Raw genomic sequence first — 25,400 nt, 5'->3', positions numbered from 1 at the left:
GTTCATCATGCAGTAGGGCTCAAGTGAGACAGCAGGGTGATCAGGTACTCCCGCACCGGATAGAAAAGCTCCATAATTACAGCTCCCATATCCGGCTGTCCATATATCAGCACCGAAAGCGGTGAAGAGAAGTACACTGGGGCGGCGAGGACCAGCAGATCCTCCTCCCCATTCACGTAGACTAAAGTTGACACGCCCTCGTTGAAGTTTATGGCTATCTGGCTCAGGGCCTCATTCATGAGCTCAATATCCACTTCTCCCCTCTTATTTGAGACCTCAATGTAATCTTCGAAGTAATCCAACAGAGGAGGGGAGACTTCTCTATCTCTCTTGGTGACCTTATCGATGAAGGCCAGAGAAGGAGGAGAGCCTGTTGCTCTGACGTATTCAGCGGTGACCACATCTCCAACTGTTATTACTTTTCTTCCCTTGAGGGAAAGAACCGTCCTCCTGAATGCTTCGCCCCTGTAAACAGGATGCATGGGGTGTGAGAGAAAGCTCCTCAGATCCTGCGATGAGAGCAGAAGGGGCAACAGATCACCTGACGTTGATTGCATACATTCCTGGTCTGCTTATACCTATTATCTTAGCTACAGCACTCTTTTCAGCATCTATTATTACAATCATCCCCTCCCAATCTTCGCTGAAATTCCTGGAGCCGCAGTTAGGACATACTTCCACTTCAGGGTCGACGAGCATCTTGCATTTGGTGCATGCCTTAAGCTTAGCTCCAGCCTTTTGCTTCCCTGGCAACTTCTCTCACCCGCCTCTCACAGAGATCTTCCCCAGATAGGGCTGCCTCATCGTAAGCTGTATCTTCAGCTCCTTCCTCTCAGGATTGTACCCAAATGCTATTACCCTAGCCCTCACAACATCTCCCTTCTCGATCGTCCTGTGACTCTGTTTCAGAATGAAAGCAGGCCTGCTGGAGTCATACTCCACAAACTCATCAGATATCTGAGATTTGTGGACGAATCCCTCTATCGGGCCTATCCTGACAAACAGGCCGAACTCCTTCACATCGAACACAACTCCCATGACTACTTCGTTCATGTAAGGCTTCAGCGAAAAGATCTCCGCTTCAGTCCAGTGGTAAGAAGCGCCGTCTCCGTGAAGGATCTTTCCAATGGGATCAGCAACAGCGTTCAGAACCCCTATGACTATTCCCAGCTCTTCATCGTAATGATTGGAGTACTTGCTGTTCAGAATGCTCCTCGCTGCCTCGCTGATGTCCATGTTCAGCATCTCTGGAGGGATCCTGACAACCTCTTTAATCTTTGTGATGACGAACACTCGAATCACCATGTCAGTTTTCCATTTATATACAGAAGCGGAACTTCCGCTTCAAACGGGAGATTCCATTCTAAATTCAAATGATGAAATTATAACCTTTGCGCTATAGGACATCTCTCACTTCAGCCTCGAATCGGTGCTGCGACTCTCTGTAGTAAACGGTCTTCACTCCCAAGGAGGAGAGCCTTCTTCTCAGCTCTCTGTCGCTCGTTGCAACTATCACCTTCCTCCCCCCTCTCGTAAGCTCTTCGGTCAGCTTAATAATAGCCCTGTCACCGCTCTTTTCTCCCGTTTCCAATACTATGCATTTTTTCCCGACCACTTCAAGGGCAGACTTCGCCGCCCTCCCCACATCTCCACCCCTCTCGGAAATGGATCTCAGCTCATTAACTACCGCATCTGGACAGATGTACTCCGGTATCGATTCCAGAATCCTTTCTATGTCTTCGAAGAGCTGTTTCCCCCTTAACGTCAGTATGAGAGAATTGGCATCGAGCAGAACAGCTATTCTTCCAGCTACTTTATCAGCCCCCATCCTATTAGCCTCCACCTTCCCTGAACCTGCCTGCTTATAGCTATTCTGCTGTTGGGAAGCGCTACTATGGGCCTCCTGAGAAAGACTGTGAGAGTCGTTGCGGAAACCCTCGTGGCAATCCCCATTGTGACAGAAGTTCCAACTGTTATCATGAGCGGCTCCCTTGCCTGGATCGGCGAGACCGGAGTTCTCTCTCTGAGACCTACTACCCTCTCGAAGAGGTGATATTCCGCCTCGAACTCGTTCACCACTGGGAGCTCGTTTCCGGCTTTAGTAACAACGCTGCCGACCAAATTATCGCCTTTTGTCAGCGAAGGGTCCAGCTGTGTGCTTATGGCGAGAAGTCCGCCGGGCAGAGCAGTTTCAACGCTCGTCTCGCCGAACCTGAGGCTGACTACTTTCGTCGTTATTGGGACATATTCTTCCTTCCCTCCAGCTCTCTTGATCCTTATCCCGGGAAGGATGTCTATCTCGTCGCCAACGCTCAGCTTCCCCTGGATCAGGCTCCCGCCTACTATGCCCCCCACCATCTTCTCCGGAGGCGTTCCCGGCTTGTTGGCGTCGAAGCTCCTGACTACGTACATAAGGGGTGGCTTGCTTGTATCCCTCTCGGGAGTGGGTATGAACTTCTGAATCGCCGCCATCAGAACATCGATGTTCCCCCGCTTGAGAGCGGAGACTGGAATTATCGGAGCCCCCTCTGCCCATGTTCCCTCTATCATCTTCCTTATCTCATTGTAGTTCTCTCTTGCCTTCTCAGGAGGGACAACGTCGACCTTGTTCTGGACGATGATCAGGTTTTTCTGTCCTATCACGCTGAGGGCTGCGAAGTGCTCTGCAGTCTGGGGCTGCGGGACTCTCTCGTTTGCTGCTATCACCAGAAGGACCCCATCCATTATGGCTGCTCCTGCAAGCATCGTGGCCATCAGGACTTCGTGGCCTGGTGCATCGACGTAGGAGACTCTCCTCAGCAGCTTCGGTGTAGATCCTTCAGGACACTCCGGAAAGGGCTGAAACGCTTCGGGAAAAGGCGCATTTTCGCACTTGTAGACTGCCCCGTCTGCATATCCGAGCTTGATGGTCATTCCTCTCTTGAGCTCTTCACTGTGCCTAGAAGTCCATACTCCCGTTAGGGCGGATATGAGGGTGGTCTTTCCATGATCTACATGCCCAGCAGTTCCAATGTTTACTTCGGGCTGCTTCTTTTCCTCATAGCTCATCGGGTATCACTTTCCAGGGGGCTGTTCGCCCTCCTTTTCCTTCTCCCTGATGAGCATGGCATTTATCTGCACTATGCTTTCGTCTATAGTGTTCCCCCTCACCATTTTCCTCCTTCTTTCCCCCCTGTTCCTGGGGTGATACCCCGGAGGTCCCGAAAGGAGAAGCTTCTTCTTCACTGCACCTGGAAGATCCGGCCTCATTGGAAAGCCGCTGTTGTCGCTGCCGCCCTTTATTACGAGCTTGCCTTCCAGACCTATTATCGAGGCATCAATCTCGTCTCCGATCTTCATGCCTACAAACCTTCTGCTCGTATTCTCGTCCAGCTGAAGCTGGAACGCCTTGGATCTGAAGGCCTCAGCCTCAGCCTCCAGCTCTCCGACTTTATCGGCCAGAAGATCCTGCGGTACCTTCACTACATTTTCCTCGATCCCATCCCGCACTACAGCTTTGAGGTGCAACTTTACTTTCTTATCTCCCTCCTTGGCTATCTTCAGGGCAATAACGCCGCCGTCCAGCTTGAGCTTCTCGGCCAACGCCTTCGAGACTTCAGCAACGGGGAGCCTTCTCCCCTCCTTCTGCTCTTTGCTCAGCTGTATGTTTTCATCCCCTACTACTTTGACCTTTACTGTCTCCGATGGAGGTGCAGGATCTGAGACTACCAGTTTGAATTCAGGCATATTCATTCCCTCCGAACATTCCAGAATCCCCGCTGTAGCGGTTCATTCCCGGAACCGTCGAATCCTGATTCATTAACGATGCGCGGGCGTCTTCGCTCTTTTCACATGTATCTGGCGGAGCCCAGCGCATCAGCTTCATCCATGCACGTTAATCGCTCAGGACATTTTAAATTTTCCCGAGGTAGATAGAGCGCACTACCGATGATATTGTTTTTAATCTCTAGCGCAGATGCTACTTCAGGGATTGAAAATGGAGAAAAAGAAGGAGCCTCCCCTGAGGCAGCCAATTGTCGTCGTCATGGGCCACGTCGATCACGGGAAAACCACCCTGCTCGATCGAATCAGGGGAACGAGCGTTGCCAAGAGAGAGCCCGGAGAGATAACACAGCACGTCGGGGCCAGCATCGTGCCGGCCAGGGTAATAGAGGAAATAGCTGAACCGCTCAAGAAGATCATCCCGGTGAAGCTGAAGATACCGGGACTGCTGTTCATCGACACCCCGGGTCACGAGCTGTTCATGAACATGAGAAAGAGAGGAGGAGAAATTGCTGACTTCGCCATACTTGTCGTCGACATAATGGAGGGGTTCAAGGAGCAGACGGTAGAATCTATACAGCTGATAAAATCGAAGAGAGTTCCCTTCTTGGTCGCTGCGAACAAGATCGATAAGGTGCCCGGCTGGAGGAGCTACCCAGGTGAACCCTTCATCACTTCTTACCAGAAGCAGAGCGACAAAGTGAAGGAGGAGCTCGACAGGAGGATCTACAGCTTGGTTGGCGAGCTTGGAAAGTACGGCTTCAGCAGCGACAGGTTCGACAGAATACGGGACTTCACTAGGACAGTGAGCATTGTCCCAGTATCGGCCAAAACAGGAGAAGGAATAGCGGAGCTACTCGCTGTACTTGCTGGACTGGCCCAGCAGTACCTCAAAGACAGGCTCGTTTACGCCGAAGGCCCTGCCAAGGGAGTGGTGCTGGAAGTGAGGGAGGTCAGCGGGCTTGGAACGACGATCGACTGCGTAATATATGACGGCGTTCTCAGAAAAGGAGATACGATAGTCGTTGGAGGAACGCAGGGCGTAATCGTTACGAAGGTCAGGGCGCTGCTGATGCCGAAGCCCCTTCAAGAGATAAGGTCTCCCGAGGACAAGTTCATCAGCGTGGAAGAGGTTCACGCATCCAGCGGAGTGAAGATCGTTGCCCCCGATCTCGATACGGCGCTGGCAGGCTCACCGATACTGGTGGTGGAAAGCCCAGACAGGCTCGAAGAGGCGAAAAGGAAGATAATTGAGGATATCGAGAGCGTGAAGGTCAAGACCGATAAATCCGGAGTAGTAGCAAAGGCTGATACTCTGGGGACGCTTGAGGCTCTCGTCGAAGCCCTGAGAAGAGAGAAGATACCAGTGAGGCTGGCCGATGTAGGGCCGATATCGAAGAGAGACGTAATTGAAGCCTCCATTTCCAAGCAAGAGGACGAGAGCCTCGGCGTTATTCTTGGCTTCAACGTCAAGGTCCTTCCTGAAGCGAAGGAGGAAGCGGAGAAAGCCGGCATCAATGTGCTGATCAACAACATCATATACAGGCTCCTCGAAGACTACTTCAAATGGAGGCAGGAACTCAAGAGGAAGGAGGTTGAGAGGAAGCTCGAATCAGTTGTGTGGCCGGCCAAAATAAGGATCCTCCCAGGCTTCATATTCAGAAGGAGCGACCCAGCCATAGTGGGGATAGAGGTCCTTGGAGGCGTTCTCAAGCCTGGTTCTCCGCTCATAACTGAGGAAGGAAAGAAGGTTGGTGTTGCTCACCAGATGCAGGACAGGGGCCAGACTGTAAAAGAAGCTAGGGTTGGGATGCAGGTCGCCCTCTCCATAAAAGGGAACGTTATGGTGGGGAGGCACATAAATGAAGGAGACATCCTTTACACCGACGTTCCTGACCAGCACGCCAGGATGCTCTTGACCGAGCTGAAGAGCTACGTGAGCGACGACTCCATGATGGTGCTCAATGAAATAATAAAAATAAAGAGGAAAACGGATCCCCTCTACGCTTTCATCTGATGCGGAAGGTCCAAGCCTGAATGCATGAGAAATTATTTAATAGCCTCAATATCCAAGTAGAGTTCTGAGCCAGTTGAGAGGTCGGTAGCAAGATGCCGAAGATATTCAGAGTCAGTGGTAAAATGTTGATCTCTCACGACCACTTCCCGAGAGAGCAGAAGTTCAACATGGAGCTGACAGCTGCAAGCGAGAGGGAGGCAATTGAGAAAGTCTACTCTCTACTCGGAAGCAGGCACAAGCTGAAGAGGTATCACATTAAGATAGAGAAGGTGGAGGAAGCTCCAGAGCCAGCACTAAAGCAGAACGCTGAGCTCCTCGAAATTGAGGGGTGGAAGATTTGAGCAGTGTTCAGGTGGATGCAGGGGCGCTGTTTCAGACCATGGAGAGGCTCGAGAAGTACCTCGAGGGGCTCAGAGAGCTGATCGAAGACCTCAACGAGAGGCTGGTCGAAACCAGAACGGCAATCGAGGGGGTGAAGAGAGTTCAGCAGGGAGGTCTCGGCGAGATGCTCATTTCCATCGACAAGCACGGAAATTCTCTCATCAGAGTGAGAGGTCAGGCAGAGGATAAAGCAATTGTCCACCTCGGTCTAGGAATATATGTGGAGAACACATTCCAAGATGCTGTGAAGCTTCTCGAAGACAGGGAGAGCACCCTGAGGAGCGAGATAGAGAGGGTTTCCAAGGAGCTGGAATACAGAAGTAAAGAGTACCAGAGGCTGCAGAATCTCGTCTACTCGCTCGCAGCACAAGGAAGATAGCGCGGGAAAGCTGATGTTTGGAAGTCTGAAGAGAAGCCTTTCGAAGTTCGTTGAAGGAATAAGCGCGAAAATAGGGACAAAGGAGATAAAGGAAGAGGACCTAGAAGAACCTCTGAGCTCCCTTCTCATGGAGCTCATTGAGAGCGATGTAGCATACAACACGGCTGAGCAGATAGTATCTAAGCTCAAAGCTTCTCTCGTTGGGAAGAGGATCCGGAAAGAGGAGGAGATCGAGGGAATAGTTGAGGATGCCCTCAGAAGCCTCATTAGGGAAGAGGTAAAGGAGCTTGGGACTGATCTGATAGATGAAGCGAAGAGGAAGTGCGAGAAAGATAAAGAGCCGTTCGTCATTGTGTTCATGGGCGTAAACGGAGTTGGCAAGACAACTAGCATAGCTAAAGTTGCCTACTTAGCTATGAGGAGGGGGATCACCCCGCTTATAGTAGCGGGGGATACCTTCAGGGCAGGATCCCAGGAGCAGCTCGAGATACATGCCAACAGGATCGGCGTCCCCATAATAAAGGCCAAGTATGGAAGCGATCCGGCGTCTGTTGCCTTCGACGCCATCAGCTATGCAAAGAAGAGGAACCTGTGCCTTGTTCTAATCGACACTGCCGGGAGAATACACATCGACAAGGACCTCATAGAGGAGCTGAAGAAGGTTATAAGGGTGGCAAGCCCAGACTTCAAGCTCCTGGTCATAGACTCTCTCACAGGCAATGATGCGGTTGAGCAGGCTAAAAAGTACGATGAAGAGATAGGAGTAGACGGCTACATCTTGACTAAGGCGGATGCCGATACAAAGGGAGGGAGCGCGCTGAGTGTAGCGTTCGAGACGAAGAAGCCTATTGTCTTCGTTGGAACAGGGCAGAAATATGAAGACTTGGTTTCCTTTTCTAAGGAGTGGCTCATATCCCTCATTTTGGGAGAGGGGAGCAATGGGAAGGAGAGAGAGGAGGGCCAGAGCTAGCTCTGGGAAAGAGAGGAAGGAAGTCCTCGCTGTATATGAGAAAGCACTGAGCATTGCTGTGCAGCATCCAGAAGTTGACTTGAAAGGTCTGGGCAGCTCGGTTTTGAAGCTATCGAGGAAGCTGAACGTGAGGCTTGGAAGGCCTCGCTCCATCTTCATCTGCAGGAAGTGCGGCTCGGTGCTCATTCCTGGCAGGAACTCCAGGTTCAGGCTCCACAGGAGGAATGGGATTAGCTACATTGGGATAAAGTGCCTAAGCTGTGGAGCTTACAGGAAAATCGTCGTGAAGGAGTGAGAACATGGCAAAAAACGAAATCAGAATTGGAAAGAAGGGGATAACGCAGGAAGTTATAGGAGAAATCAAGAGGAGGATTGAAAAAGAAGGAGAGGTTAAGGTCAGGATCAACAAGAACCTCCTTTCACAGGGAGTCGAGAGAAAAGATGCAGCTAAGATGGTTGCGGAACTCTGCTCGGCTGAGCTGGTGGAGGTGAGGGGCTTCACCTTCATCCTCAGAAGGTCAGGGAAAGCCTCCGATGACAGGTGAAGCCATTCCCTGCCTCTTGTAGGCATACGGCATCGACTCCGTGTTGTAAAAAGCTAAGTACCCCCCTTCTATGTCGAAGCCTATAACACCGAAAGTATCCCTTCTGAACCTCCTCTCCACATACTCGAATAGCGTCTTTCCAGAGAGCTCAATTGACCCCAAGGCTGCAGCCTCCTCTACAACTTTTCGCGTTATTCCGAGAATTGTTATGAGCTCCCCTATACCTGTTGCTGAAGCAGCTGCGAAGTGGTTTGCGAAGAAGCCAGCCCCAGGTATCGGAGTATCCCCAATTCTTCCAGGCATCTTCCCTGAGATTCCGCCTGTGCTTGCTCCCGCAGCTGTCCTGCACTGAGAATCAACAGCCGCAGCCCCTACCGTATCTCCTCCTCTCCACTCTGACCGCGAGGATATTCTGCCTGCAGGAAGCATTTTTGGGGAGAGCAGCTCCTCAGCTTCTCTGAAGCCGTTCTCTAAAGCAAACTTCCTCGCCCCTTCCCCAGACAATATCACATGGGGGGTCTTCCTCATTACCAAGAGGGCAACTCTAATTGGATTCGGTATCCCCCTCAGTGAAGCAACAGCTCCAGCATCCATGGTGCTGCCGTCCATTATCCCTGCATCCATTTCAACATAGCCCTCGGAATTTGCCACAGACCCTCTACCAGCATTGAAAGCGCCTGAATCCTCCATTACGGAGATCGCTTCAACGACAGCATCTATGGAATCTCCTCCTCTGGACAGGATTTCGTATCCAGCTTCTGCGGCCTCCTCCAAGACCTTCCTGGCTCTTTCCCTCCTCTCCTCAGGAGAGGAGCTCCATCTCCCCGCTCCTCCATGCACTATAACAGCAGGTACGCACTTCACGGAAGTTCACCTTCGAAATAAATCTTTATGAATGTAATAATAAAGTTTTCAAGAGTTCATTACAGAAAAGGCTTTTTCTTTACCTTCATAAAATTTTTTAATTGAACGTTCAATAATTCATTTTAAGCCCGAATGCCCTGAATCAAATTCGATGATGAGCTATGAAGGTGAACTTTGTCAGGGCTGCAATATTCACGGCCCTGGTCTACGTGTTCACAGTCGCTCTCCAGTTCGCTCAGCCGGTTACTGGAGGTTACTTCAACTTCGGAGAAGCTGCAATCTACGTCTGTGCTCTTGTCTCCGATCCCCTCACGACCGCGCTCGCTGCAGGCATAGGATCTTCTCTGGCAGACGCTACGACTGGATATGGTATCTTCGCGCCAGCAACCTTGGTCATAAAGTTCGCGGAAGGCTACGTTGCCTCCTACCTGTTCAAAAGGCTTGGAGCGATGAGAAGGTGGGCCGCCGCTCTTCTGGTCAGCCTCATATACTTGGGAACCATTTCCTACATAGGCTTCAGATACTTCAGCGGAAGCGTCACATTCTCGGTATCCAACCTGAGCTACTCAGTCTTCATACCATGGGAGCTGTGGCTGGCAGTTGGAGTTGCTGTGACGATCTTGATCTTCTATTTGGAGAAGAAGGAAGGTGGGGGGGCAAAGTACGCTTCTCTGCTTTTAGCAGGGCTCATCATGGTCACTGGCTATTTCCTCTATGAGTACTTCGTGAGCAACCCGCTCACTGGGAGGCCCAGCATAGCAGCCATTGCAGAAGTACCGGTCAACTTCGGTCAGGCCCTCGTTGGAGCGGCGGTTGCCATCCCCGTCTACGGCTTTTTGAGCAGGGCTGGGTATGCTGAAGAAGGAGGTAAAGCTGGTGGAGACGGAAAAGACAGCCGAAGTTGAAGGGCTGAGGATCTGGTACGGTAACCAAGATCCAGTTGTGGACGGAGTGAGCTTCGAGCTGAATGAAGGGGATCTCCTCCTCCTCGTGGGGAAAACTGGAGCTGGAAAAACCAGCATATTGAACGCCCTCGCCGGGAACATACCCAGGCTGATAAGCGGAAGAGCGGAAGGAAGGCTTCTCATCAGGGGAAGAGATCCCAGAATCTCGGACAGCAGCGAACTGCTCAGCTTGGTGGGGATCGTTCCTCAGGAGCCGTGGAGCGGAGTCATAGGAGATACTGTAGAAGACGAGATACTCATAAGCAAAATGCTGGGAGGAAGCGAAGAGGATGAGATCGAGCTCAGCAGGAAGCTGAAGCTCGATCGCCTCTACGATAGAACGACCTTCACTCTGAGCGCAGGGGAGACACAGAAGCTGGCAATCCTCTCCAGAATCCTCCTGAACGTCGATGTACTCCTCCTCGATGAGCCCACGACTTACCTCGATGAGGCTTCCAGAATGGAGCTTAAAGAAATAGTAAGGGAGCTCATCAGCATTGGAAAAGCAATCGTTGTAACATCCCATGATGAGAGCTTCTGGGAGGGGATACCGAGCAGGATCGTTGAGCTGAAAAAGGAGGGGGAAAGCCGGGAAATCGAGAAAATTGCTGAGATTTCAGTCGAGAAAATAAGCGAAACGCCGAGGATAGAAGTGAGGGATCTCGAGCACCGTTACTATCCTGTAAAAAAGCCCATATTCAAAAAGCTCAACTTGAAGCTCGAGGGAAGCGGAATATACATACTTAGGGGATCAAACGGCTCCGGCAAGACCACGCTCCTTAAGCTGCTGGCTGGTATAGAGAAGCCGAGGAAGGGGAAGGTAACCTCTTCTCATCCTCCCCTCTTCCTCCCCGACAACCCCCTTCTGTTCTTCAGCAGACCAACAGCTTACGAAGAGATCCAGTCTTCTTTGAAAAATAATGGCTTGGAAGAGCTGAGGCAACTGAGCCTTTTCAGGAAGCGGTTGAAGGAGCTGAGCAGCGGGGAGAGGAGGCTAATTTCTCTCATCTCCGCCTCTCTCTCCTCGAAACCGATCCTCCTCCTCGATGAGCCAACAGTCGGGCTCGACCCTGAGTACAGAGATGCAGTAATGGAAATCTTCAAAAAGCTCGCTGATTCAGGAAGAATGCTTGTCATCTCGACTCACGACAGAAGCCTCGAATCGATAGCAAGCAAAGTTCTCGACATCGAAGAGCTGAGGGGAGAAGAGTGCTGAGAGAAGCCCTCGGACTGCTGGCCAGGATAATAATCAATTCCATTTTCGTATATCCATCTGCCCAGCACAGGAGAGCATCTCTCCTCTCAAAGGCGGTCTTTCTCTCAGCCTTCATCGCGGCATTCTATGAGGTTCCCTGGCTCGGCCTGCTTCTCCTCGCCGAGGTCTTCACAGTATACTACCTTTCCACCGGCGAGCTCATCGAGCCATTCTCCATGCTAGTTCTCTCCTCAATTCCAGCCGTATGGATGGCTTCAACCGGCGCTTTGTTCCTCTGGCTCTCCTCTTCTCTCACTCTTTCAAGCTTTATCGGAATATTCTACAAGACCCTGTTCTATTCCTTCTCGGCCATGCTGGTCGTGAGCATTCTGACTCCGAGCGACATCTCCGCGGTTCTCTACAGGTTCACGAGGAAGATAGCTTTTCCCTTCCTCCTCTGGTCGCTCATTCCTTTCCAGCTGAGGGATGCAGAGATTTCATTGAGGGTTCAGGAAATGAAGGGCAACCCTCTCAGCAGCAGCATTTTCATAATTTTTTCTGAGCAGCTTGAGAGAGCAGACCAGATAATGCTGGCGAACAGCTCCAGGCTTAGTGCAGGGGCAAAGAGGCTGATCCGGAAGAGGGAGAGCAGAAAGTTCACGATGATTTTCTACTGCCTCGCTGCCCTAAACCTGGCCGTCACTCTTCTTATCATCTTCCGCTGATGTCAGCATATTCATTGAAGATTCGAAGCGCTTCAGCTGGAGAGGTTCGCTTTCTTGAACTTCTTCCATCCCAGCAGGAACGGCACAGCTATCCAGAGCAGCCCCGAGATGATGACCAGGGCAGGATTTACTGTAGAAACCTCAGCGTAGCTGCTCAGACCCACCCCTCTTCCAACAAAGTACGAGGCGAAGTCTGAGAGGCCAAGTGGGCTGAAGTAGTCCATCGTGTATCTGATCTCTGTTACCTTCGTGAATAGGTCTTGAGAAGCTCCGTAGAGCTCGTACCCCAAGATGAATGAGAGGAGGCTGTAGACCATCGTGAAGAAGAAGTAGACGAATATTGAGACTGCAAGATATCTTCCGGACCCAGCCATCGTTGATATCAGGTAGCACAGGCTGTAGAAAGCTAAAAGGGATCCCGCTACTCCGAGGAAAAGAATGAGAAAGCTTTCGGTGCTCAGGTTGTATCCAATGAGCAGAGAATTTGCGGCAGCGAAGGAAGCGAAGAAGAGCGATGATGAGGCCAGAACTGTGAGGGAGCCAGCTAAGTATCTTGTGTAGTAGAGATCCCACCTCGTGATGGGCCTAGCTAGGATGAACTCCAGTGCTCCCATTCCTCTGGGCTTCGCTATCAGAGCATATGCCAGGTATAGAACCACTATAGGGAAGAATTCAGCGAAGAGCGAGAGACCTGCTGAGCTCAGAGCCGCACCTGCGACTCTGCTCTGGACAGATGAGGAGGGAAGCGGTTGTGGAGGTTCGGGGATATAGTCAATATAGAGCTCTCCTCCAGGCCCCTCGAGGGCGAAGTAGAGTTCAGACTGGTTCTCGCTCGCGGAACCTATTGTGAATCTGTTCAGCCCGCTTGTTGCCATCCCGAGGAATACGGCGTTTTTGAGGATGCTTCCTTCAGAGCTTATGATGGAGCTAATGTTCGGTATGTAATACATTTTGTACCCTTCTCCTGGGAGGCTGAGAAGTATTATGACCTCTGTCATGTTGTCTTTGTAGTAGGCCGATGCTGTGCCGTTTATGGTGCTGTTCCCGGGTCCTCTGAAGGTGAGACAGAAAGAGCTGCAGTAGGGAACGCCATCTGATATTGGTTGACCCACAGATATGGAGCCGCCGGTGCCTGAGACCTGAATTGTCAGGATGGGCCTGAGTCCCGATTCTTCCAAGCTTCTGAACTCATCAGGATCGAAGGAGAGAGTCAAGTTGGAATATCCATTGATATCCATGATCGTTTGGTTTAGCAATATGGCAGTCCTAGTGCTGCCAAAAGGTTGAGTTGAGTTGACGAGATAGAGAGTTAGGTTAGCTGTGGCCTTCGCGGGATTCAGAGAGTAATCGTAGGTGTACAGTTCCACATGCAACTTCCCCTCAGTCGAATTCAGCTCGGCATAACCGAGGAAGAGAGATCCCAAACCCCCTGTAGTTGACAGCGAAATGGAGATGGAATATGAAAGTCCTATGCCGGCGATTATAAATAAAACAAGCGCGATCAGAGTAGCGGGCCTCAAGAATGACCTCTTGAAATCGTAGAGAATGGCGCCCACTTCACTTCCCCTCCTTTTCAAGAAGCGCGAAGAAAAAGTCCTCGAGGCTCCTCTCCTCGTACTTGAGCTCCAGGACGCTGTAGCCGTTCTGAACAAGATCCTTAGCTATTTCCCCGGAGCTCGCATTTGGCGATGATATCAGAATGTGGTCTCCCTGCTTGACCACCTTTCCGTACTTCTCCAGAAGAGCTGCAGCCCTGTCATCGTACCTGTCTATCCTGAGAAGTATCGAGGGCTTCACGGCATTTATGATTTCTTCCACCCTGTAGGAGCCAATTATTTTCCCTCTGTGGATGAAGACAACTCTGTCCGCTATGCTCTGCACTTCTCCCAATATGTGAGATGAGAATAAAACCGCCTTCCCCCTCTTCCTGAACTCCACCGCCATATCTCTGAAGAAAGCTATTCCTTGAGGATCGAGCCCGTTCAGGACTTCGTCGAAGATGAAGTTGGGGGGATCGTTGATCATGGAGACGGCTAAGGCAAACCTCTTCTTCATTCCCTGAGAGAAGGCCGAGAGCTTCAGCTTCTCAGATCCCTTGAGTCCGAACTTCTCAAAGAGCTCCTCTCCCAGCCTCCTCGCCTGACTGGATGAGTATCCGTAGAATCCAGCCAGGTAAACGAAGTAGTCGATCGCCCTGAAGTCCGTTTCGAATATGGGCAGTTCAGGAACCCATCCAACGCTCTCCGAAGCCTTCCTCTTTTCGCTCAAAACCGAATGACCATCAATCCTCACATCGCCGGAGTCAGGAGGCAATACTCCAACCGAAATTCTTATGGTCGTGGTCTTTCCGGCTCCATTCAGCCCAACATAGCCAACTATCTCTCCATTTTTAACGTCGAAGGAAATCCCATCTATTGCTCTGAACTTCCTGAAGGACTTCGATACACCGTCGATCTCTATCACAATTATTCTCCTCTTTCTGCACAGCTTTTCTCTTTTCTCTCAATACATTATTATATTTCTTCAACATATCTCTAATGAAGATGTTCGCGCTCAACTTGATGTTCCGCGTTTGCTGCTATTGCTTCGTCGCCAGTGTTTGATCTTTTTAGAAGCCTGAATGGCTGATCTGAGTTTTTAAGCAAAGCATATTTCATGGAATTCATCAATAGAACAGCGGTGAAGAGGCAATCGCTCCGCCAAAGTACGGACTGGTGCTTATAGAGAGCTCCCTCGAGACCCTCCCAAGTGAGCTCGCCTCGAGCAGGAAAGCAAAAGCAGTTGCCAGGAGGTACGGCATACCCCCCAAGTTTGTTCTTCTGGATACGAGCATTTTCTATGAAGAAATGAAGCGCCGCGGCATATCTACCAGAAGGGGAAGGCCGGACATAGTTCACCAGTTCCTCCTCGCAACGCAATATTCCCCGCTCAACCGCTGGGGAATGCTCAGAGTATACATACACACCTGGAAGGGAGACATCATCGAGGTCAGCGAGAGGGCAAGGATCCCCAAGAACTACTTCCAGTTCCTTGGCCTAATGCAGAAGCTCTACATAGAAAAAGCAGTCCCATCGAAGGAGGATCCCCTTCTAAGGCTGATAGAAGGGAAGGGCTTGAAGGCTTTTCTTGAGGATATCGGGGCTGAGAGGCTAATACTCCTTCACGAGAGCGGGAGAAATGTGGAGAGGAAGGAGCTTGCCGAGTACACTTTCCCCCAATTCATTTTTGGAGTGGGAGGCTTCCCGCACGGAGATTTCTCGGAAAGCGTTCTGTCTCTCTCTTCAGACAGGTTATCCCTGTACGGGGGAATTCAGCTTGATGCCTGGATGGCAGCGGATAGGCTCATCTGCGCTCTCGAAGAAGAGAACAAACCTTTAACCACCCTTTCTGTTTAATATAATTCATTCGGTGGAGTGAATTGCAGAGCAAATGCTTCGACTACGAAGACCACACTTCGGACATTGTCGTAAAGGCTTGGGGAGAGACACTCGAGAAAGCTTTCGAGTGCGCAGCAATAGGGGTAGCAGAGATAATGGTGAACAGAGAGACTCTCGAGGGAAAGGAGAGGAAGAAGGTTATTGTGGCCGGATATGATTTGGAGAACCTCCTCTACAGATGGATAGAGGAGATAATCTACCTGTTCGATTCGCAGGGATTCCTGGTTAAGGAGGCAAAAGTCCACAAAATATCGGAGGATGTTGAACCTATTCTCGAGGGGGAGCTCATAGGGGAGAGATACAACCCTGCGAAGCATGAAGCCAGGACCCACGTCAAAGCTGCGACATATTCCCTCATGGAGATAGCGAAAGAAGACAGCATCTGGAGGGTGAGATTCACAGTAGATATTTAATGAGTTTCGATAAGGACCCATGTTAAGTAAATTAAGGGAACCAATCAACTTAAAATGCGGGGCAGTGATGACAAGAGGGTCTCTCGAGCTCCAGTGCCGTGAAGACAGCCGGAAATGCTGAGCTCCAATTTTCCAATGAAAAAACGTAGCGGAAGCTCTCCGTGAAAGCTTTTAAAGTCTTTACAACAATGAAAAAATCGGACGTGCGGCGGTCGTCTAGCCTGGACTAGGACGTCGGCCTCCCAAGCCGGTGATCCCGGGTTCAAATCCCGGCCGCCGCACTTCTTCATCATAAAATGATTAAATACTGCATGGTCTTAGTAGCTTCATGCTAAGTTTATATATTATGGCAGACTTAATCTGCTTTTATTCTACTCCGAGGAAGGGCGAGTCGTTATCCAGGGGTGATAGCATCTCACATGGAAGCACGACATTGTATGAGGCGATAGACCTGCTGGAAGCTGTCAAAGTAATAGCGATTGTTCTAGCAGTACAATGTATGTGATACATAAACACATACTTGTGAAGAATGTGGTTCAAATGAAGACGAAGACTGTGGAACACAGAGTTGTTGTATGTCTCTTATAAACTCTAATGATGGAAGTTGTGCTAAGCCAGGAGATACAAAAAATGTTGGTGGCAAAAGTTATCTTTGTGTTGGTTAACTTAATTTTTATTGTCTATACTCATAAACAAGAATCATTTCACTGCTTACAAAATAACTGCCTTTCCAAGGTGCTGGATAACTAATCCACCATTTTTCTATGCCTGGAATTCGAACAAGACCTGTAAGATAGTGATAATAGTTGGCATTTGTTCTAGTAATAAATGGATAAAGTTGCATGGTTACATTATCCCATATAAGCTCGCTTGGGTCTACGCTTTTCAAAAGCTTGTAATCATCATAGGTTAAAGGAAGTGTCATCATGCCATCGTATCCATAAGATCCGTTAGGTAGAGGAAATCCAGCAAGACTTCCAAATATAGGCAAACCTATGGAAGATCCAAAAACTTGCTGTAAACTAACTCTATATTCTTCATATTTCAAGTCAATATCTGGTAGACCATACTGCGATTGATAACCCAAGCTTGATCTTATAAACAATCCAGCTTTTGTATAAATACTTCCGTTATTAAACAAAGCCATTAAATCTCTCGCTCCTTCAGCATTAAGTTGGCCATCGTCTTCAATACTGGATTTTATTCTATTATCCATCAAAGACCTAAAAGTAGCATTATTTAAATAATCAGAATACATTTTTTGCAGTTTATTCATAGCATCTAGGTTATGGGAAAACGCTAGAAGTATAACTTGTTCTGGATAATTTCTGCATAAATCCGGATAAACACGATCTATCCAATTACCTTTTAATGCATCTCCGCTTATAATTGAAAATGGCAATGTAACTTGCAGCATCCAAAGATCTGCTGTTATTTTTGAATTGCCAGTTAAAGGAAGGATTTCTTCTGGTTTTAAACCTATTAACCAAAGTCCTTTTTCATAAGAATCTAAAATTTGATTTTCTCTGGCTAACAAAAGTTCTAAATAAGTATGGTTTGTTCCGTAGTCTTTCATAATATCAAAATTTTTAACTCTGTCTGGAGAACAAGGACACATTCCTAACACAGCAATATGCGCTTGATGTATCAAATCTACTATATAACCCCCTTTATAAGCAAGAGCCCAGAGTAAGTAAGGATAATCTTTAACTTTTTGATAATTGTTGTTTGCAAGATATGTAAGCAAAAAGTCATCAAAAGCGTTTAATTGCCATTTTTCACTAAGGCCATTTAAAACTACTGGTGAATTTTCTGTAATGTTCAAAACGTTCCATAGTTTTTCTTTCTCAAAATAATTAACCGGGGTTTGATTTAAATAAGCTGTTAAATTTCCTAAGTAACTTAAGCTTATATCAGTTAGACTTTTTTCATTCAAATCATATAAAGCTTTAGAAAGTTCCAGTAATATTTTAGATTTATCTGTTACATTAGAGTCGTTATAAACTTTTTGTTTTGCTGCATCTAGCAAAGTGGCGTTTTTACTATAGACGTTTAGCAAAACTAATAAATCTGTTTTATTATCTGGATAATAATTTCTTACAAAAATTTCATAATTCTCGTAAAAACTTTTTGCTGTAGAATTAGAAAAACCGTGCTCTGTAGCATAAGAAATAAAACTATTTTCTAGGGGAGATGTTGAAGACTGTTGATGCTCCAAATAAGTTTTTAAAGCATAGGCTCCAATTCCTGCAGCTATAATTCCTGCACTTAAAAGAGCTAGTTTTTTTCTTTTGCTTATTCCTTCCCTTTTTTCAAACTCTTTTTTCAAAGCTCTTATCTTATTATACAGTCCGTTTTCCAAATTTTTTAGCTCTCTTTCCAAGTCTTTTAAAGCCCTATATAATTCATCTCTAGAATAATCTCCTAAATGATTGTGGAAAAATTCTTCATAACCTGGGTTAAGCGTAACATGTTGCCTAGGCAGAAAACCAAGCACTTTTCTATTCTCTATTTTTACATAAGGCAATTCTTCCAAAATTTTAACTTTTATTTTATTCTCTCTGAGCTCTTTTTCTATTCTCCTACTTTCCTCTTCTTTCTCAAAGTCGAGTTCAGGCAGACTATCTAGGTTTCTTAGGATTCTTGAAATAGGGTCTTTTCCGCCTTCTAAATTATCTTTGAATTCTCCAAGCCTATGAGCTGTTTCTCTCCCTATTTTTAAGCCTCCAGAATGAGCCTCCCCGGATTCTGCTTCAACTCTTATCTGCTGGATTTTCTTCAATGCTTCTCTAAGCTTTTCTTTCCGTCCTTTAATAGGCTTTATATTGTGGCTTATGTAAGCTACTGGCTCCCCCTTAAACCAGAGAATATCGTTTTGGTCCAGAGTGATGTCTTCTGCTAAGTAATCTAAGAGCCTAAGATCACTTACGAGCTCCTTAAAGAACAGGCTAGAATCCTCCTCAAGGTATTTCCTAGCTTCTTCTCCTAGGCCTTCTTTTTTCAAGCAGTCAACAACTTCTCTAGCTATTTCCTCGGTTGCTATTTCATCATTAAAAAGAAATCTTATAAATTTTAGAATACCTTTCTTCTGTATGGCTTTCTTAAAGGAAGAATCAATTTTCGCTTCAATGGCATTTAAATCACTAAAATACATACATTTATACACCACTGAGTAATTTTTTAGTTTGAAAAGTATATTAAGATTTTTTACTTATTGAATTAATGGTAGGTATAGAGTTTTGAGCGAATTAGTAGAGAAGAACTTGCAAAAATTTAGAGAAAAAGTCCTAAATAGATTTGATGGTCTAATAAAATCAATAGTTATTTTCGGCTCCGTAGTAAGAGGGGAATTAAAAAAGGAAAGCGACATAGACGTTTTCGTCATAATTGACGACACCCAAGAAGAATTAACTCCTGAAAAGCTTGAAGCTATAAATAAAGAAATTGAAAAGATAGCTAAAGAAATTTCTGAGAGTATCTCGATCCTGCCTCCATTTACTTTAACAATGTTCATTGACTATGTTAAATCTGGGCACCCAATGGTTCACAACGCCATCAGAGAGGGGATCCCCCTTTACGATAGCGGTTTCTTCATGCCTTGGAAAAGGCTGTTGAAAATGGGGAAAATTCAGGGGACGAGAGAAGCTATAGAAAGCTATATGGAAGACGCCCCTAGGAGGATAGCTAGGGCGAAAGGCGTTAAGTTGTTGATACTGGCAGAGGATTGCTATTACGCTATCGTAAATTCCGCTCAAAGTGTTTTAATGTTTATGGATGTTGAGCCCCCGGTTCCAAGTAAACTTTACGACACATTTGTAGAATATTTAGTTAGACCAGGAATCGTTGAACAGGAGTATGCAGATTGGGTTAAAGAGATTGTAAAAATCAGAAAAGATATAGAACATAGAAAGATGCTTGAGGCAGACGGGCATCTTGTTGATTTGTGGATCGAACGAGCTGAAAAGTTCGTTGATAAGATGTTTTCAATTTTAAACGCATTAGAAATTATAAAGAAAAAAAAGGTTTTGGAAAAAACATGTGAAGTTCTGGAAAAGACCATAGCCGCAGCATTAAAATATATACACGGACTTCCAGACAATCTTGAAGTATCTGAGGTAGAAGAAGCTTTAGGCTTAAATCTAAAAGATGCTTTCAAAAAAGATTTTATAGATAACAAGAAAATAGAGCCTTACTATTTAGAGATCTTTAATAGAATTGAAAACCTAAAGAAACAAGTTTTTGAGGAAAATAGGGTAGAAGCTTTAAAAGGGAATGAAATTGAGCAACTAAGAAAATATGTTGCTCAACTAATTTACGACCTGTCCAAATTTACCAAAGAAATTAGCTGATGCGACCTCACGGTGGCTTCAGCATCTACTAAATATTTTTAAATACCAACTGTATGCGAACTCTCTAAAGTTGTAGAAGACTTCGCGTTGAAAGTTTTTGAAAGGAGTTTAGTGGTGTGAAGTTGTTAGACAATTTTATGCTTCGCATTGGTATCACAACAATGGTTACATCATCTTAGCACTCACGCCCCGGATCCTTGAGAGTTCATAGAATTCTCAAGGAAGAGATACTTTGACAAACATCATCTTCTTTATCACTCCACATCCACTACAACCTATAGTCCTATTCTTTTTTGGATAAATATGCAGAACGATTCAACGAGGAATTCCTTCAACTACATTCATCTGTCTCTGACGCAGAACCTGATGTCGCCACTTCACAAATATATCACGCATAAAGTTATTTGCACAAAAGATTATTATGTATAATAGCATAAAACAAATGCATAAAGGGATAACTTATGGGTGTAGATGTTATTGATAAGCTGAAGCTAAAAGACAGCAGGTTAGGCTATGTAAAAGTGAACGACGGAAGCATTGTTATCCTGCGTGTAGCTATTGTTGATGCGAGAATCAGGGAGGAGGCTTCCCCTTTTGGGATGGATTTTGATGTTGATGCTACTGTTGGTATGTCAGTCTACCCTTCCAATGTTGCTTTAAATGAAGTTAAAGACAAGCCTGTGTTGGAGCCAGGCAAATCTATTGGTGAGGGCTGGGTGAGAGTGGAGATCACGGAAAAACTACCTGCTTATGAGGAAGCTATTTATGAGGACGATAAGAACGGGAGGTACTTGATTAGGGCTGAGATTGAGCCTTTAATGATCTCCAAGAATACACAGTTCAAATCATTTCAAGGTCTACCCCTATATGCCGTGAGATGGGTGCCCAAGGTAAGCTGGAGAGAATTTCGTGAAGTTTCTTTAGGGGGGTAAGATAGTTATAGTTATTGTGGAAAGTGAGGTGATTAATCATGTTAACTACAAAGGACTTTTACATTGGCATCGAGAGATCTTTCCAGGACGCTAAAAATTCCGTTTTGTTGACAATGAACCCATATATTCTAGTCGCCTATCAATGGAATTTACTACAGAGCAGAGGGCAGTTTTAACTCTCCGGCAATCATATAATGCATTAAGGAAGCTTGAAGAGAAGGATGTTATAACAATGCTCAAGCACTTCACTAAGGCTGAAGAGGTTATAGATTATATCGTGAAGCTCGGTTTCTTAGACTTGAGAAAACTTGCTTCTTTGGTCGTGTGGCTTACGAATACTCTAGAGCTAAAAGTAACTGATATCAGTTTTGCACAGGATTTAGAGACCGGAGAGCTTCTATTCGTTGAAATATACATTGAAGATTGTGGCTGGGACGAGTGGAAGCTTCTTTCAAGGATCGTTAAGAAGCAGCTTGTTAGTGAAGGCTTCGATGATGTCGCTGGTCGGGTGGCTCTTGTATGCTGGGAGGGGCTCAAGACCCAGAGAAGCTAAATCCACGCAAGCTTCTGAAATATTTTATGGAACTTTCTAAGGATAGAGCAAACGTATCAGATGAAGTAGTAATTCGAAGGATTATAAGCTCTGTTTATTTTGCGTTGTTCAATTATTGGTCTTTGAAGACCTATTTGAAGGGCTTGCGTGGTAACGGCCCTCTCAGAGATAGTTTCCGGTTTAAAGTATTTAACGAAGACTTATTAAAACAAGGCCTAGACTATTGCCGTATTCACCATATATTCACGTCGCGTTGCGGCAGATCACTACACTTTAAATCCTACGAAAGTGGAACTAACAAGCCAACCGTGGAATAAAGTCAAAATCGAAGTTAAAATCAACGATGTTGTTTTGGAAAGAGTATTAAACTCGGCATTCGATATATTAGAGTACCTAGAGAAATACTAACTTAAAAATTGCCAGTGAAAATTATCTGATGCTATCGTAAGCGTTTATTATGTGAGTTTGAATATACTTGTTATGAAGTACTGCTGAGAGTGGTTTTCTTCGCTTTTTCTACAACTACATATATCTTGTCTAGCATCTTATCATTACTTTTGTCGCATACGTTTTTTATGTTGTTCACAATGTCACGGTATTGCTGGACAGCGTTGTTTACCCTCTCATTTTCGCCTCCATACAATCTTCCAGCATAAATTCGTACATCATTTTCAAATAGCATAACTTTTTCTTCGAATAGTTTGACAGATATTTGACATATCCCCTTTAGGATGTTGCTTATTGTTTCTAGAATATAACTGAATGCTAAATCGCTAAAGGTATCAGATGTGTAGATACCAATAACTTCTTTACTAACAGATAAATGCATTTTAATGCTCTTTATCGGGAAAGCGATCTTTTCATGAAATCGTGTTCTTTCAATTAATGTATTTGGTTTTGTAATTTTATAATTAAGAATAATTAAGAGTATTTCGGTCTATTATCTCTTTTAAAAATAGATGCCAAATCGCATCTACGAGGGAACTAACCGCATGAATATAACCTTCTAATTCACGCGTTATGCTACGAATAATTTTTTTCCTTACGTAGAGTTAGTATGAGATGTTCTTTGCTTTCAGGAGATAATTCAATTTTACAATTGAACTCTGGTGGCAAACTGGATAAATATTCAATGAGTTTTTCTATTTTGTCTATTATTTCTTCGCTAAAAATATTCTCCAGATCTTTCTTAAGAACGCAACGTTCAAGGAGTCCAACTACAGTATAGACCTCAGGATCTATCTGAACTGCTATTCTGTTTTTACTAATAGCTTCTAAGAGCATTTGAAAATTGCTTTTTTCATTTCTGCCGATAAGTTTTCCTAAGAAACATATCACTCAAATGCACCTTTATTTCATTTTATTAACTGTTATTATTTTATATTGTTTTCATGTCAAAGGATCTCTTTCACTTTGGTTAGTTGAAAGGAGAAAAGATATTTTCTCCTTGATTGCTGTCAAAGAGACTGAGGAACCGCGCTTTGGACAGCAGTAACAAGCTCGGCGTCTGCGTGCTTACCTTTAACTCAGAGATGACAATAGCATATGTTTTGGACTCCATTCTTCGGCAGAGCCGTCAGCCGGATAAAATTGTGATTGTAGATGGAGGAAGCAGAGATAATACAGTCGAAATCGCTAGAAAGAGGCTTGAGGGGAGAAACGGCAAGATCATTGAAGCACCGGCGACGAATATACCGCAAGCCAGGAACATATGCTTGAGTGAAGCAGTTAGAGAAGGATTTCGTTGGTTGCTCTTCATAGATTCAGATGAGATCCTCCTTAACAGAAACATCATTTCAACAGCGCTTGAAATTGTCCGGGCCTTTCCAGAATCAATAATCCACCTCTCTGGGGAGGCGAGATATTTCAAGAATTTCGAAGAAGCGAAGAGCTTTCTGGATTCTGTGAAGATGAGCGATGAAAGAATCGATCTGGAAATTGTTCCTAGCATCCGAATAGGTATGGGATCCACGCTCATTTCCAGGAGTATCTTCGAGAGAATCAAGTTCGACGAAGACCTCAATTTCGGAGAAGATGCATATTACGCATTTCAAGTCCTGAAGGATGGCTTCTCCTCTTTCCGCGCTCTTGGAACAGAAAGGTTTATCGTCGACGTGAATCTCCTGAAAGATGCTAAGAGCGATATGTACTGGAGGATGAATACTACCGAATACATCAAAGCTTCAAAGAAGAAAGCAATTGTCCAGTTCATTGAAGCTATCAAAGAGGGAACTTTGGAATTCTCCAGGGGGAGGTTCCTGAAGCCTATTCTTTTGAAGCATCTGCCGAATGCGATATTGCTTTTTTCTCTGCTTCTCCTCCCATTCACTTTGTTTCTCTCTCTTAGATTCTTTTTCGTTCTTGTTATTGTCAATATTCTGAACTTAATTGTATATCCTCTGTACAAAATGTGGAAAGGTTATCCTTTTCTTCTTGCAATAAAAAACAGGTTCAAGTTCATGCTCTTCTCTTTTTTGCTTCTTATTTGGAGCCCGTACGCTTATAGGGAGCTCCGAAAGCTGACTTTCTCCCCGCCCTGAAGAGCAATGCTTCCCTTTAGGAGGTTCGGTTCCCCGCATCTGTTCGGGTTTGCATCTGTCATCTGCATCGCAACCAAGAAGGTCAAAGATCCCCCCATTTGGATCTTTTTTTATAGGCTCAGGGCTAACCCTCATCCTCATTGCTGGGGTTAAGTATCCCTCATAGCCCGATATGCTCGCTCTACCCTGCAGTTTGAATGCTCGCAGAAATTTATAAGCTTCATCCTCGTCATAAATTGGAAGGCTTTCAGATGTATATACTAGTGGTTCGTGCTCTCGAATCTTCACTTCTTCATAGCATTTTAAAACAAAATTTTCTTGTATTTTCCCAGCAGGAATTCAGCCAAGCATAGCATAAATTACGGCAGGAATGGATGCAATGGGATCCTTTCTGGATATCACAAGCATTCCAATCAGATAGTGGAGAATGCTGACGTCTGCCCCAAGCATCTTCAGCCTCCAGAAATCTCTAGCGAAATCGTACGTGATCCAGAACCTATGAGAAAATCCCTTTCCTCTTGTGAGACTCTCTATGCCCGCTATATGGTAAACGACCGGAGCAGTTTCTCTGCTCCCAATCCTGTATGTGTGGAACCCCTTTTTGCGAGCGCAGTAGCTCAGCATTTCTTCGTTATGGAGGCATTTCCTACTCTTGCTGAAGAGCTCGCCTATTGGGCACCCCTCAATAGCATTGGTTCTGAAGGCCATGTTGACACCACTGAGAATGACTGATGGAAGGACTTCCCCTTCGCACCTCCTGTTGCCAAGCAGTCCAGAAGTTGAAATCCACTCACAATAATCCTCGTATTCTGGCAGAGGCTTTCTGTGGATCCCTCCTCTCGCTATGCTATAATCATAGAAAAGCTCATCAACGAGCTCAATCTTTCCATCAGCAAGCAATCCTTTGTAGATAATTCCTGAAGCTCCCCCTGCCTTTTCATCTCTCTCAAAAAAGCGCAGGTATCTTTCTATCCAATCTTTCCTTGCTATAGCATCGTCGTCGAGGAATAGGATCAGATCGAAATCTCTGCAGGCATTAATTCCAAGCTCCAACGCTTTTGCAAAATTCCCGCTATTTTGGATGATTATCTCATAGTTCAGACCGCTGGCTGAATTTTCGATCACTTCTTGACTCTTGTCGCCTGAAGGTTTAAGCACAAATACAACCTTGTCCGGATGGATGCTCTGTTCTTTGAGCGATGAAATTGAGTATGGGAGAGCCCATGCCCTCTTGAAAGTCGTAATCGTGACGCACGTCCTCAACATTCTTTTGGCACCTCTTCTCCGAACCGAAAAGCAGGTAATGTTCTAACAGCAATCCATTTATAATGATGCTGAGTTTCCTTTTTTCCTTTAATCGAGAGGGAAAATTTTCAAGCTCTCTTTCTAGGTTT

The 25,400-nt window shown here is 45.9% G+C and carries 28 protein-coding genes and 1 tRNA gene; 16 read left to right on the top strand and 13 right to left on the bottom strand.

All coding sequences use genetic code 11. The features are described from left to right. Positions 1-5: 5 nt before the first annotated feature. The 6 genes from ACLGLO_RS00290 to ACLGLO_RS00265 form a co-directional block, all read right to left on the bottom strand. Positions 6-533 carry a DUF359 domain-containing protein gene (locus ACLGLO_RS00290; RefSeq protein ID WP_492128430.1) on the bottom strand — a complete coding sequence of 176 codons (528 nt, stop codon included), beginning with the start codon at positions 531-533 and terminating at the stop codon, positions 6-8. A 4-nt stretch (positions 534-537) separates the two neighbouring features. Continuing rightward, entirely contained in the window at positions 538-753 is a 216-nt protein-coding gene (gene spt4, locus ACLGLO_RS00285; protein WP_492128429.1) for a transcription elongation factor subunit Spt4, read from the bottom strand. A 6-nt stretch (positions 754-759) separates the two neighbouring features. Next, positions 760-1,293, bottom strand: coding sequence for a DNA-directed RNA polymerase (locus tag ACLGLO_RS00280; protein WP_492128428.1), 534 nt, complete (start codon positions 1,291-1,293; stop codon positions 760-762). 103 nt (positions 1,294-1,396) lie between these two features. Next, positions 1,397-1,828 carry a type II toxin-antitoxin system VapC family toxin gene (locus ACLGLO_RS00275; RefSeq protein WP_492128427.1) on the bottom strand — a complete coding sequence of 144 codons (432 nt, stop codon included), beginning with the start codon at positions 1,826-1,828 and terminating at the stop codon, positions 1,397-1,399. Beyond that, positions 1,810-3,048 carry a translation initiation factor IF-2 subunit gamma gene (locus ACLGLO_RS00270; RefSeq protein ID WP_492128426.1) on the bottom strand — a complete coding sequence of 413 codons (1,239 nt, stop codon included), beginning with the start codon at positions 3,046-3,048 and terminating at the stop codon, positions 1,810-1,812. The genes ACLGLO_RS00275 and ACLGLO_RS00270 overlap by 19 nt, the downstream gene beginning before the upstream one ends. 6 nt (positions 3,049-3,054) lie before the next feature. Then, complete coding sequence (locus ACLGLO_RS00265; protein WP_492128425.1) at positions 3,055-3,726, bottom strand: 30S ribosomal protein S6e; 672 nt, start codon at positions 3,724-3,726, stop codon at positions 3,055-3,057. Positions 3,727-3,976: 250 nt separating this feature from the next. Here ACLGLO_RS00265 and infB point away from each other — a divergent pair, with 250 nt between their 5' ends. From infB to ACLGLO_RS00235, 6 genes are all read left to right on the top strand, one after another. Then, on the top strand, positions 3,977-5,779 hold the full coding sequence (infB, locus tag ACLGLO_RS00260; protein ID WP_492128424.1) for a translation initiation factor IF-2: 1,803 nt from the start codon (positions 3,977-3,979) through the stop codon (positions 5,777-5,779). Positions 5,780-5,871: 92 nt separating this feature from the next. After that, entirely contained in the window at positions 5,872-6,120 is a 249-nt protein-coding gene (gene rpl18a, locus ACLGLO_RS00255; RefSeq protein WP_492128423.1) for a 50S ribosomal protein L18Ae, read from the top strand. Beyond that, a complete protein-coding gene (gene pfdA, locus ACLGLO_RS00250) occupies positions 6,117-6,539 on the top strand; it encodes a prefoldin subunit alpha (RefSeq protein WP_492128422.1) in 423 nt (140 codons plus the stop codon). The genes rpl18a and pfdA overlap by 4 nt, the downstream gene beginning before the upstream one ends. A gap of 13 nt (positions 6,540-6,552) precedes the next feature. After that, entirely contained in the window at positions 6,553-7,509 is a 957-nt protein-coding gene (gene ftsY / locus ACLGLO_RS00245) for a signal recognition particle-docking protein FtsY (protein WP_492128421.1), read from the top strand. After that, a complete protein-coding gene (locus tag ACLGLO_RS00240; protein WP_492128420.1) occupies positions 7,478-7,804 on the top strand; it encodes a ribonuclease P Rpr2/Rpp21/SNM1 subunit family protein in 327 nt (108 codons plus the stop codon). Before ftsY ends, ACLGLO_RS00240 begins: the two co-directional genes overlap by 32 nt. Before the next feature lie 4 nt (positions 7,805-7,808). Next, complete coding sequence (locus tag ACLGLO_RS00235; protein WP_492128419.1) at positions 7,809-8,054, top strand: YhbY family RNA-binding protein; 246 nt, start codon at positions 7,809-7,811, stop codon at positions 8,052-8,054. Here ACLGLO_RS00235 and ACLGLO_RS00230 read toward each other — a convergent pair. Next, entirely contained in the window at positions 8,028-8,918 is an 891-nt protein-coding gene (locus ACLGLO_RS00230; RefSeq protein ID WP_492128418.1) for an isoaspartyl peptidase/L-asparaginase, read from the bottom strand. The two genes, ACLGLO_RS00235 and ACLGLO_RS00230, sit on opposite strands and share 27 nt — an antisense overlap. Before the next feature lie 161 nt (positions 8,919-9,079). Here ACLGLO_RS00230 and ACLGLO_RS00225 point away from each other — a divergent pair, with 161 nt between their 5' ends. The 3 genes from ACLGLO_RS00225 to ACLGLO_RS00215 are packed head-to-tail and all read left to right on the top strand — an operon-like array spanning position 9,080 to position 11,782. Beyond that, positions 9,080-9,823 (top strand): ECF transporter S component, encoded by a 744-nt coding sequence (locus tag ACLGLO_RS00225; protein WP_492128417.1) that lies wholly within the window; start codon positions 9,080-9,082, stop codon positions 9,821-9,823. Beyond that, positions 9,771-11,078: an ATP-binding cassette domain-containing protein gene (locus ACLGLO_RS00220; RefSeq protein ID WP_492128416.1), complete on the top strand. Its 1,308-nt coding sequence runs from the start codon at positions 9,771-9,773 to the stop codon at positions 11,076-11,078. Before ACLGLO_RS00225 ends, ACLGLO_RS00220 begins: the two co-directional genes overlap by 53 nt. Then, positions 11,072-11,782: a hypothetical protein gene (locus ACLGLO_RS00215; protein WP_492128415.1), complete on the top strand. Its 711-nt coding sequence runs from the start codon at positions 11,072-11,074 to the stop codon at positions 11,780-11,782. The genes ACLGLO_RS00220 and ACLGLO_RS00215 overlap by 7 nt, the downstream gene beginning before the upstream one ends. Before the next feature lie 32 nt (positions 11,783-11,814). Here the strand turns inward: ACLGLO_RS00215 and ACLGLO_RS00210 are convergent, their stop codons facing one another. Both ACLGLO_RS00210 and ACLGLO_RS00205 read right to left on the bottom strand, forming a co-directional pair. After that, the gene (locus tag ACLGLO_RS00210; protein ID WP_492128414.1) at positions 11,815-13,338 is read right to left on the bottom strand and encodes an ABC transporter permease subunit; all 1,524 of its coding nucleotides are present in this window, start codon (positions 13,336-13,338) and stop codon (positions 11,815-11,817) included. 1 nt (position 13,339) lies between these two features. Then, positions 13,340-14,245 (bottom strand): ABC transporter ATP-binding protein, encoded by a 906-nt coding sequence (locus ACLGLO_RS00205; RefSeq protein ID WP_492128413.1) that lies wholly within the window; start codon positions 14,243-14,245, stop codon positions 13,340-13,342. A 251-nt stretch (positions 14,246-14,496) separates the two neighbouring features. On the opposite strand from ACLGLO_RS00205, the gene ACLGLO_RS00200 reads away from it, so the two are divergent. From ACLGLO_RS00200 to ACLGLO_RS00190, 3 genes are all read left to right on the top strand, one after another. Continuing rightward, on the top strand, positions 14,497-15,177 hold the full coding sequence (locus ACLGLO_RS00200; RefSeq protein WP_492128412.1) for a 16S rRNA methyltransferase: 681 nt from the start codon (positions 14,497-14,499) through the stop codon (positions 15,175-15,177). Positions 15,178-15,200: 23 nt separating this feature from the next. Continuing rightward, positions 15,201-15,632: an archease gene (locus tag ACLGLO_RS00195; protein WP_492128411.1), complete on the top strand. Its 432-nt coding sequence runs from the start codon at positions 15,201-15,203 to the stop codon at positions 15,630-15,632. Positions 15,633-15,837: 205 nt separating this feature from the next. After that, a tRNA-Gly gene (locus tag ACLGLO_RS00190) sits at positions 15,838-15,913 on the top strand. A gap of 392 nt (positions 15,914-16,305) precedes the next feature. Here the strand turns inward: ACLGLO_RS00190 and ACLGLO_RS00185 are convergent. Continuing rightward, the gene (locus ACLGLO_RS00185; RefSeq protein ID WP_492128410.1) at positions 16,306-18,786 is read right to left on the bottom strand and encodes a hypothetical protein; all 2,481 of its coding nucleotides are present in this window, start codon (positions 18,784-18,786) and stop codon (positions 16,306-16,308) included. Positions 18,787-18,871: 85 nt separating this feature from the next. Between ACLGLO_RS00185 and ACLGLO_RS00180 the strand changes: the two genes are divergently transcribed. The 3 genes from ACLGLO_RS00180 (at position 18,872) to ACLGLO_RS00170 (ending at position 21,466) form a co-directional block, all read left to right on the top strand. After that, complete coding sequence (locus ACLGLO_RS00180) at positions 18,872-19,981, top strand: nucleotidyltransferase domain-containing protein (protein ID WP_492128409.1); 1,110 nt, start codon at positions 18,872-18,874, stop codon at positions 19,979-19,981. A 461-nt stretch (positions 19,982-20,442) separates the two neighbouring features. Beyond that, positions 20,443-20,913, top strand: coding sequence for a hypothetical protein (locus ACLGLO_RS00175; RefSeq protein WP_492128408.1), 471 nt, complete (start codon positions 20,443-20,445; stop codon positions 20,911-20,913). A gap of 142 nt (positions 20,914-21,055) precedes the next feature. Beyond that, positions 21,056-21,466 (top strand): hypothetical protein, encoded by a 411-nt coding sequence (locus tag ACLGLO_RS00170; RefSeq protein WP_492128407.1) that lies wholly within the window; start codon positions 21,056-21,058, stop codon positions 21,464-21,466. 478 nt (positions 21,467-21,944) lie between these two features. Here ACLGLO_RS00170 and ACLGLO_RS00165 read toward each other — a convergent pair whose 3' ends face one another. Together ACLGLO_RS00165 and ACLGLO_RS00160 are read right to left on the bottom strand one after the other, a co-directional pair. After that, on the bottom strand, positions 21,945-22,295 hold the full coding sequence (locus ACLGLO_RS00165) for a hypothetical protein (protein ID WP_492128406.1): 351 nt from the start codon (positions 22,293-22,295) through the stop codon (positions 21,945-21,947). A gap of 194 nt (positions 22,296-22,489) precedes the next feature. Then, complete coding sequence (locus ACLGLO_RS00160; RefSeq protein WP_492128405.1) at positions 22,490-22,804, bottom strand: hypothetical protein; 315 nt, start codon at positions 22,802-22,804, stop codon at positions 22,490-22,492. Positions 22,805-22,947: 143 nt separating this feature from the next. Here ACLGLO_RS00160 and ACLGLO_RS00155 point away from each other — a divergent pair, with 143 nt between their 5' ends. Next, a complete protein-coding gene (locus ACLGLO_RS00155) occupies positions 22,948-24,006 on the top strand; it encodes a glycosyltransferase family 2 protein (RefSeq protein WP_492128404.1) in 1,059 nt (352 codons plus the stop codon). A 339-nt stretch (positions 24,007-24,345) separates the two neighbouring features. On the opposite strand, the gene ACLGLO_RS00150 is transcribed toward ACLGLO_RS00155, so the two are convergent. Continuing rightward, entirely contained in the window at positions 24,346-25,272 is a 927-nt protein-coding gene (locus ACLGLO_RS00150; RefSeq protein WP_492128403.1) for a glycosyltransferase family A protein, read from the bottom strand. Between the last annotated feature and the right edge of the window lie 128 nt (positions 25,273-25,400).

Source organism: Fervidicoccus sp. SLHALR4, assembly GCF_058692745.1.
Note: the sequence above shows the minus strand (reverse complement) of the source record. Positions and strands in the feature narration are given on the sequence as shown.

Excerpts from the sequence above, each read along its gene's own strand:
- ACLGLO_RS00220 (WP_492128416.1), top strand. The coding sequence starts at position 9,771 with ATGCTGAAGAAGGAGGTAAAGCTGGTGGAGACGGAAAAGACAGCCGAA.
- ACLGLO_RS00265 (WP_492128425.1), bottom strand. The coding sequence starts at position 3,726 with ATGCCTGAATTCAAACTGGTAGTCTCAGATCCTGCACCTCCATCGGAG.
- infB (WP_492128424.1), top strand. The coding sequence starts at position 3,977 with ATGGAGAAAAAGAAGGAGCCTCCCCTGAGGCAGCCAATTGTCGTCGTC.
- rpl18a (WP_492128423.1), top strand. The coding sequence starts at position 5,872 with ATGCCGAAGATATTCAGAGTCAGTGGTAAAATGTTGATCTCTCACGAC.
- ACLGLO_RS00225 (WP_492128417.1), top strand. The coding sequence starts at position 9,080 with ATGAAGGTGAACTTTGTCAGGGCTGCAATATTCACGGCCCTGGTCTAC.
- ACLGLO_RS00275 (WP_492128427.1), bottom strand. The coding sequence starts at position 1,828 with ATGGGGGCTGATAAAGTAGCTGGAAGAATAGCTGTTCTGCTCGATGCC.
- ACLGLO_RS00175 (WP_492128408.1), top strand. The coding sequence starts at position 20,443 with ATGGGTGTAGATGTTATTGATAAGCTGAAGCTAAAAGACAGCAGGTTA.
- ACLGLO_RS00150 (WP_492128403.1), bottom strand. The coding sequence starts at position 25,272 with ATGTTGAGGACGTGCGTCACGATTACGACTTTCAAGAGGGCATGGGCT.
- ACLGLO_RS00165 (WP_492128406.1), bottom strand. The coding sequence starts at position 22,295 with ATGCATTTATCTGTTAGTAAAGAAGTTATTGGTATCTACACATCTGAT.
- ACLGLO_RS00240 (WP_492128420.1), top strand. The coding sequence starts at position 7,478 with ATGGGAAGGAGAGAGAGGAGGGCCAGAGCTAGCTCTGGGAAAGAGAGG.
- ACLGLO_RS00270 (WP_492128426.1), bottom strand. The coding sequence starts at position 3,048 with ATGAGCTATGAGGAAAAGAAGCAGCCCGAAGTAAACATTGGAACTGCT.
- ACLGLO_RS00185 (WP_492128410.1), bottom strand. The coding sequence starts at position 18,786 with ATGTATTTTAGTGATTTAAATGCCATTGAAGCGAAAATTGATTCTTCC.
- ACLGLO_RS00170 (WP_492128407.1), top strand. The coding sequence starts at position 21,056 with ATGGAATTTACTACAGAGCAGAGGGCAGTTTTAACTCTCCGGCAATCA.
- ACLGLO_RS00235 (WP_492128419.1), top strand. The coding sequence starts at position 7,809 with ATGGCAAAAAACGAAATCAGAATTGGAAAGAAGGGGATAACGCAGGAA.
- ftsY (WP_492128421.1), top strand. The coding sequence starts at position 6,553 with ATGTTTGGAAGTCTGAAGAGAAGCCTTTCGAAGTTCGTTGAAGGAATA.